The organism is Clostridium peptidivorans (assembly GCF_900205925.1).
Classification (GTDB): domain Bacteria; phylum Bacillota; class Clostridia; order Clostridiales; family Clostridiaceae; genus Clostridium_AK; species Clostridium_AK peptidivorans.
The window spans coordinates 1-1,154 of the sequence record NZ_OAOD01000054.1; the positions used below are offsets into that span (position 1 = coordinate 1).

General features: G+C 31.1%; 2 protein-coding genes. Both read right to left on the reverse strand.

Translation table 11 applies throughout. From position 1 onward, the window contains the following. Positions 1–614: CAP domain-containing protein (locus tag CRN98_RS17275; RefSeq protein WP_341455870.1), on the reverse strand; the 614-nt coding region annotated here is incomplete at its 3' end. A 183-nt stretch (positions 615–797) separates the two neighbouring features. After that, a partial coding sequence (locus CRN98_RS17280) for a CAP domain-containing protein (RefSeq protein WP_242960918.1) occupies positions 798–1,154 on the reverse strand: 357 nt, incomplete at its 5' end.

The following is a 1,154-nucleotide window of genomic DNA, read 5'->3' on the forward strand; positions in this document are numbered from 1 at the left end:
TCAACCATATCTTTAGATTTTATTCTAGCAACTTTGCTTAATTCAGCATTTAATGTTAGTGGTTTTAAACCTTGTTTTGATCTTTCAATATTTGTAAGTCTTACTACTTCTTTTTCAAACTCATTTACCTGTGAATCTCCAGCTTGTCCAGCATTGTTATCTGGAGTAGTTGGCTTTGGAGGTTCTGGTTTCACGTCAGGCTTTGTTACTGGTTTAGTTTTTTGTGGTCTCTTAACCTTAGTTACTGTGTTTGTCCACTTATTTGTACCAGAAATGCATTCATTATTATTTTGTACAGCATTATTTTGTACAGCAACTTCTTTTTCTTCAGTTTTAGTTACTTCTTTTTTACCTTCATTACTCGTAGACGTTTTGTCTTCAGATACATTATTGTTATTTTCTGCTTTAGCTTCTACATTATTTGTTTCTTTATTCCCTGTAACTTTTGAAAGTTCTTCTTTAACGTCTGTTGAGCCTTTAACCCCTTCTTGATTTTCAACTGCTATTGGGGCCTTATTAACACCTGTTAATTTTTCGGATGATGAATTGCTACATCCAGAAGCTAAGGATGCTATTATCGCAATTGTTGACACCAAAACTGCTAATCTTTTCATTGATAATCCTCCTCTATCACTTTTCTTGGCCATTCACCAAAGTCATTATAACATGTTTTTCAGTAAATTTTAATAGAATTTAAAAAATACCACAAATTACATTAAGAATTGTCTATATATTCTAATTTTACTTACTAATTTTTTCTTTTTCTTCTGTACTGAAAATCTATATTGAAAAGTATATTATTTCCCTATAAACATTTGTGTCCAGTAATTATTATAGAAACCTACACCTATTTCAGTGAAGTTACCATTTAATATATTTGCTCTGTGTCCTGGGGAATTCATCCATCCCTTTACAACTTCTTCTGGAGTTCTTTGTCCATAAGCAATGTTTTCTCCTGCTGCTCTATAGGAAATTCCAAAGGATTTCATCATATCAAATGGTGAACCGTATGTTGGTGAATTATGGTCAAAATATTTCTTATCAACCATATCTTTAGATTTTATTCTAGCAACTTTGCTTAATTCAGCATTTAATGTTAGTGGTTTTAAACCTTGTTTTGATCTTTCAATATTTGTAAGTCTTACTACTTCTTT